5 protein-coding genes are annotated in these 5,758 nt (G+C 73.7%); 4 read left to right on the top strand and 1 reads right to left on the bottom strand.

Features of this window, described 5'->3' with window-relative positions:
- The 3 genes from HY68_RS08610 to HY68_RS08600 form a co-directional block, all read left to right on the top strand.
- Positions 1 to 1,520 (top strand): branched-chain amino acid ABC transporter permease (locus tag HY68_RS08610; protein WP_041986495.1); only part of this gene is annotated, 1,520 nt, incomplete at its 5' end.
- Positions 1,517 to 2,350, top strand: a complete 834-nt coding sequence (locus HY68_RS08605; RefSeq protein ID WP_041986491.1) for an ABC transporter ATP-binding protein — start codon at positions 1,517 to 1,519, stop codon at positions 2,348 to 2,350. The genes HY68_RS08610 and HY68_RS08605, both read left to right, overlap by 4 nt.
- A 10-nt stretch (positions 2,351 to 2,360) precedes the next feature.
- On the top strand, positions 2,361 to 3,089 hold the full coding sequence (locus HY68_RS08600) for an ABC transporter ATP-binding protein (RefSeq protein ID WP_041986486.1): 729 nt from the start codon (positions 2,361 to 2,363) through the stop codon (positions 3,087 to 3,089).
- A 100-nt stretch (positions 3,090 to 3,189) separates the two neighbouring features.
- Here the strand turns inward: HY68_RS08600 and HY68_RS08595 are convergent, their stop codons facing one another.
- On the bottom strand, positions 3,190 to 4,407 hold the full coding sequence (locus HY68_RS08595; RefSeq protein ID WP_041986482.1) for an FAD-dependent monooxygenase: 1,218 nt from the start codon (positions 4,405 to 4,407) through the stop codon (positions 3,190 to 3,192).
- 309 nt (positions 4,408 to 4,716) lie between these two features.
- Between HY68_RS08595 and HY68_RS08590 the strand changes: the two genes are divergently transcribed.
- Positions 4,717 to 5,652, top strand: coding sequence for an NADP-dependent oxidoreductase (locus HY68_RS08590; RefSeq protein WP_041986478.1), 936 nt, complete (start codon positions 4,717 to 4,719; stop codon positions 5,650 to 5,652).
- Positions 5,653 to 5,758: the final 106 nt, after the last annotated feature.

Genomic DNA, 5,758 nt, shown 5'->3' with positions numbered 1-5,758 from the left:
CCCGGGCGGTGCACACCGGCGTCCTCGCGGCGGCGGGTGCGCTGGCCGGCGCGGCGGGTGTGCTCGGGGCGCCGATCATCGGCCCCGGGCCCGGTACGTCCGAGAACGTGCTGATGCTGTCCCTCGTGGTGGTCGTCCTCGGCGGGCTGCGCTCGCTGTGGGCGACGCTCCTCGCGGCGATCGCCGTGGGCGAGGTCCAGACCCTGGGCGTCTCGATCGCTCCCGACCTCGCGCCCTACCTGCTCTTCGCCGCGATGGCGGCCGTGCTGGTACTCCGCTCCCGCCTCGCGGAACCGGCGACCGTGCACGGCCCGGAGGGACCGTCGGCGGACCCGGTGGCGCGGCTCCGGCGGCAGTTGGCCGGGCGGCTGCGGTCGCGTCGGTCAAGTGTCGTTCCCGCACAGGCGAGTTCGGTACCTGCGGTTTCGCCGCACGAGCCGTCCGGACCGCACGAGCCGCCCGCGCCGTCCGAGTCGCCCGCACCGGCCGTCAAGCGCGTGGGTCCCTTCGCCGCCCTCAACCGGCTTCCGGGCGGGGGCGCGTGGCGGCAGGCCGCTCCGCTGCTCGTTCTGCTCGTCCTGCTGATCGCGCTGCCGGGGATGCTCGACGCGTACAGCATCACGCTGGCCGGGTCCGCCCTCGCCCTGGGGCTGCTCGCGGTCAGTGTCACCATCCTCACGGGGTACGCGGGGCTGCCCACGCTGGGCCAGACCGCGCCGTTCGCCGTCGGCGCGTACGCCACGGCCAACCTGGCAGACGCCGGGTGGAACATGGGCCCGGTCCAGGTCGTCCTCTCGGCGCTCGCCGCCGCGGTCTTCTCCCTGGCGACCGGACCCGCCGTCATCCGGGCACGCGGCACGACCGTACTGATGATCACGCTCGCCATCGGCGAGCTGAGCAGCGCGGTCATCAACCAGTTCAAGTCCGTCACCGGTGGCGCCGACGGCCTCGTCGGCTTCCCGTCCACGCAGGCGCTGTGGGGCGGGGAGGGGATGACCGACGAGAGCCAGGTCTACAACTACGCGCTCGTCGTCGCCGTCGTCGCCGTGGCCGTCACCCTGCTCGTACTGCGGTCCCCTGCCGGGAAGTTGCTGACCGGCACCAGGAGCGCGGAGGCACGCATGCGCGCCTCCGGGCATCCGGTGGGACGGTATCTGCTGGTGGCGCACATCTGCGCGGGCGCGCTCGCGGGCGTCGGCGGCTCGCTGATGGTCACCGTCCAGCAGTACCTCTCACCCGCCGACGTGGGCTTCGAGATCGCCGCCTTCGCGCTGCTCGCGGTCGTCATCGGCGGTTCGACGTCCGTGATCGGCGCCCTGCTGGGCGCCGGCCTGATCGTCGCCACCCGGGACTGGGTGGCCAGTTCATGGCCGGGACACGGGCCGCTGCTGCTCGGCGCGCTGTTCGTCGCCGCCGTGTACCTGCTGCCCCGCGGCCTCGCCGGTCTGCGCGGCGCATCGAGGCGCGGCGGGTCGCAGGACGCGGCCACCCCGACCCTCGCCGGGAAGGTCTCCTCATGACGTCCGCACCGACCGACGCACCGATCGAGGTATCGGCCGACGCACCGGCGCATCCGGTGCTGGACCTGACCCGACTCACCCGCAGGTTCGGCAGTCTCACCGCCGTCGACGACGTCAGCCTGCGGCTTCCGGCCGGCGCCCGGCACGCCGTGATCGGCCCCAACGGCGCGGGCAAGACCACCCTGCTGAATCTCATCGCGGGTACGGACAAGCCCGACCAGGGCACGATCGTCCTCGGCGGTACGGACGTCACGCGCAAGTCCACCGCCCGGCGCAGCCGTCTCGGGATCGCCCGCAGCTTCCAGCAGCCCGTGGTCATACCCGAGTTGACGGTGCTGGACAACGTCGTACTGGCCGGCTGGCCGCACCACCCGAAGCGCCGCGGTGCCTGGCGCAGCCCGTCCCGGCTGCGGCTGCACGCCGAGTCCGCGCTCCGCCGTCTGGAGGCCGTCGGTCTCGCCGACATCGCTCACCAGCCGGCCGCCACGCTCTCGCACGGACAGCGCCGGATGCTCGACCTCGCCGCGGCGCTGGCGGGCGAGCCGCGCCTGCTGCTCCTGGACGAGCCGGCCGCGGGGCTGACGGACGGTGACATCGGGCGGCTGCTCGGCATCCTCGGCGGGCTGCCGGCGGACGTCGCGATCATCCTGGTGGAGCACCATGTCGAAGTCGTGGCCCAACTCGCCTCGACCGTGACGGTGTTGGCGGCGGGACGGGTGGTCGTCACCGCACCGACGCAGGAAGCGCTCGCGCACCCCGAGGTGCGCGACGTGTACCAGACCGATCCGAAGGCCGACGTGTCCGCCGCTCCCGCAGACGAGAGAGGATGACGGACCCCCGATGCTCGAACTCTCCGGTCTGACCGCCGGCTACCACGGCGGCACCGTCCTGCACGGTCTCGACCTGTCGGTGGCCGCAGGCACGGTCCATGCCGTCGTCGGTCACAACGGCGCCGGCAAGACCACGCTCGTCCACACCGTCGCGGGGCTGATGCGCCCCAGCGCGGGCACCGTACGGCTCGACGGCCGGGACGTGACGGGGCAGCCCGCGCACCTGATCGCCCGCGCCGGGATCGGTCTCGTACCCCAGGGCCGCCGCGTGTTCGCCGGGCTCACCGTCGCGGAACACCTGCGGCTGTCCCACCGTCCGCCGCGCCGTGGCGACACCACGCGCCCCAGCGTGTGGACCCCCGCGCGCGTCCTGGAACTGCTGCCCCGGCTCGGCGAGCGCCGGGACAACCGGGGGGCCGATCTGTCCGGCGGTGAACAGCAGATGCTGGCACTCGCCCGCGCGCTGCTCGGCTCGCCGAGCGTGCTGCTGCTCGACGAGCCGACGGAAGGCCTCGCGCCCGCACTCGTCCAGCAGGTGCACGAGCTGGTCGTCACGCTGGCGGACGAGGGTATCGCCGTCCTGCTGGTGTCGCCCAGCCCGGCGCGGGCGGTCGAGTGCGCCCGTACGATCACGGTGCTCACCTCGGGACGGATGACGCTACGGCTCGACGGCGCGGACGCCCGTACCGACGCCACCGAGCTGCACGCCGCGCTCGAACTGGCCCCGCAGGCAGGCTGATCCGCGCGCGGCAGGCAGTGCGCATGCGCACCCGGCCCCGCACCCGCATGTGGGCCCGGGTGCGGCGTCACCGACCACCGCACCCGGCCTGCGCCCAGGGCTACTTGGTCTTCATGCTGTGGCCGCCGAAGCCGCTGCGCCGGTCGGAGCCGCTGTTCTGGTCCTGCCACCACGCCTCGAACTCCGGCTGGCCCATGGCGGACCAGTCGGGGGTGTTCTCCACCTGCGCGCTGCCCATCCGCCGCGCGAGCGCGACCATCGCCGACCCCACGGCGCCCCGGTTCACGTCGTACCTCTCCAGGGCCTCCTTCCAACTGCTCCCGGCCACCAGGGCGGCCTCCAGCGCGGTGGCGTCCTGGAGCGCCTTCACACTGCCGGCGCCGATGTGTGGCCGGGCGACGCTGGCGGCGTCGCCGACGAGCACCATCCGCCCCGAGGTGTAGTGGGGCACCTCCAGGTCGTAGATGGGCTGGATGAAGGTCGTCTCGGCGGGCGTGCCGAGGACCTTCTCCGCCCAGTACGGCGGGAAGTGCTCGGCGACGAGGTCGCGCAGGTGCGCGGTGAGCTGCGAGTTGAGCCGGCCGGGCGGCAGGGAGGTCGGGGTCTTCAGGTCGGGGTGGAGGCCGTCGACCTGCGGGGGCTCGGTGTAGAGCACCCAGTTGAGCAGGTGGCCGCCCGAGCCGTCCGGGATGCGGTAGGCCATGCAATGGCCGCCGGGGAAGACGATGTTGTGCGCGTCGTGGCCGTCCGAGGGGAGACCTGAGGTGTCCCGCGACGTACCGCGCCAGCCGATGTAGCCGGCGTACGTCGCGCCGGCGCCGGGGAACATGGCCTCACGGACGACGGAACGGTACCCGTCGGCGCCGATCACGGCGTCGAAGTGCTCCTCGTGGCCGTCGGCGAGCCGCAGCGTCACACCCTCGTCGTCCGGTTCCAGACCGGTCACCACGGCGCCGGAGCGGTAGGAGACGTCCTCGGGCACGCGGCGGCGCAACTCGCTCCACAGCGAACCCCAGTTGTAGGCGCGGAAGGGGAACGGCTGCTCACCGAGGGCCCTGCCGTGCCGCGCTTCGCCGTCGCGTACGGTCCACACCCGCCGGGTCAGCGGTGCCCAGGGCATCTCGGGTGCCACGTACCCGGCGTCCCGCAGCTCGTCGTACCGGTCGCTCTGGAGGGCGATACCCACCCCCCTGTCGCGGAGTTGGGCATCGGCGCGCTCGAAGACGGTGATCTTCCCGGCTCCGCCGCGCGACGCCGCCAGGGCCGCGGCGCACCCCGCTATGCTGCCGCCGACGACCGCTATGCTGCCTCCACGCATGACTGGCTCTCCACTCACTTGGTGTTCCGGTCGCCGTTCCCCGCGCTGTCGCACCGGGCGCAACCGGGGGTGAAATCCGGCTGAGTCGGCGCTCGTTGTCCCGCTTCCCGCGGTCGGCGCCTGCCGGGGATCCTACCGAGGGGCGCGCGGGCGCCCGGCGGCGCACGTACCCCCGGATCGTCACTCCCCTGACACACCGACAGACGCCATTCGGGCCATCGCGCGAGAAGTCCGCCCCGTGTGCGGCGTGCGGGAGGCTCACGCGACGTACGGTCGTCGGTGACAGCCCCCGACCCGGAGGAATGACGCATGCGAGCCATCACCGTCCAGGACCGTGACGCCGGCGTCGGCGGCTTCACCTTCACCGATCTGCCGTATCCGCACGCCGCGGAGAACGACGTGATCGTGCGCGTCCACGCGGCCGGATTCACGCCGGGCGAGCTGGCCTGGCCCGCCAGCTGGACCGACCGGGCCGGGCGTGACCGCACCCCCAGCGTGCCCGGGCACGAGCTGTCCGGTGTCGTCGCCGAACTGGGCTACGGCACGACAGGGCTGACGGTCGGTCAGCGTGTCTTCGGTCTGGCCGACTGGACCCGTGACGGTTCGCTGGCCGAGTACACCGCCGTGGAGGCCCGCAACCTCGCCCCGCTCCCCGCCGATGTCGACCACACCACGGCGGCGGCCCTGCCGATCTCCGGACTCACCGCCTGGCAGGCCCTCTTCGACCACGCCCGGCTGGCCCCCGGCCAGACGGTGCTGGTCCACGGCGCGGCAGGCAGCGTCGGATCCGTTGCCGTGCAGCTCGCCCGCGAGGTGGGCGCCCGGGTCATCGGCACGGGCCGGACCGACGCCCGTGACACGGCGGTCGGCCTGGGCGTCGACACCTTCGTGGACCTCCAGAACGAGCGCCTTGAGGACGTCGAGGAGGTGGATGTGGTGTTCGACGTGATCGGCGGCGACATCCTCGACCGCTCGGCCGCGCTGGTGCGTGCGGGCGGCACGCTCGTCACCATCGCCCGGCCGGTGACCGTCCGCCCCCGCGACGGCCGGGCCGTCTTCTTCGTCGTCGAACCCGACCGTCGCGTCCTCACGGACCTCGCCCGGCGGGTACGGGACGGGCGGCTCAAGCCGCTCGTCGGGGCGGTGCGGCCGCTGGCCGAGGCCGCCGCCGCGTTCGGTCAGGACCGGGGCAGTCGCGACAGGCGGACGCCCGGCAGAACGATCATCCGCGTCACGGAAGGCTGACCGCCGCCCAGCGGTCGGCGGTCGGGTCAGGTCCGGTCAGGTCCGGTCGGGGACCCGCAGGGCCAGCAGGGCCGTGTCGTCGCTCGCCCAGCCGTCGTGGCGGGCC

The sequence above is a fragment of the Streptomyces sp. AcH 505 genome, assembly GCF_000818175.1.
In the GTDB taxonomy this organism is placed as follows: Bacteria; Actinomycetota; Actinomycetes; order Streptomycetales; family Streptomycetaceae; genus Streptomyces.
The sequence above is the reverse complement of the archived record's forward strand: the minus strand, read 5'-3'. Positions and strand labels throughout refer to the sequence as shown.

Excerpts from the sequence above, each read along its gene's own strand:
- HY68_RS08595 (WP_041986482.1), bottom strand. The coding sequence starts at position 4,407 with ATGCGTGGAGGCAGCATAGCGGTCGTCGGCGGCAGCATAGCGGGGTGC.
- HY68_RS08605 (WP_041986491.1), top strand. The coding sequence starts at position 1,517 with ATGACGTCCGCACCGACCGACGCACCGATCGAGGTATCGGCCGACGCA.
- HY68_RS08600 (WP_041986486.1), top strand. The coding sequence starts at position 2,361 with ATGCTCGAACTCTCCGGTCTGACCGCCGGCTACCACGGCGGCACCGTC.
- HY68_RS08590 (WP_041986478.1), top strand. The coding sequence starts at position 4,717 with ATGCGAGCCATCACCGTCCAGGACCGTGACGCCGGCGTCGGCGGCTTC.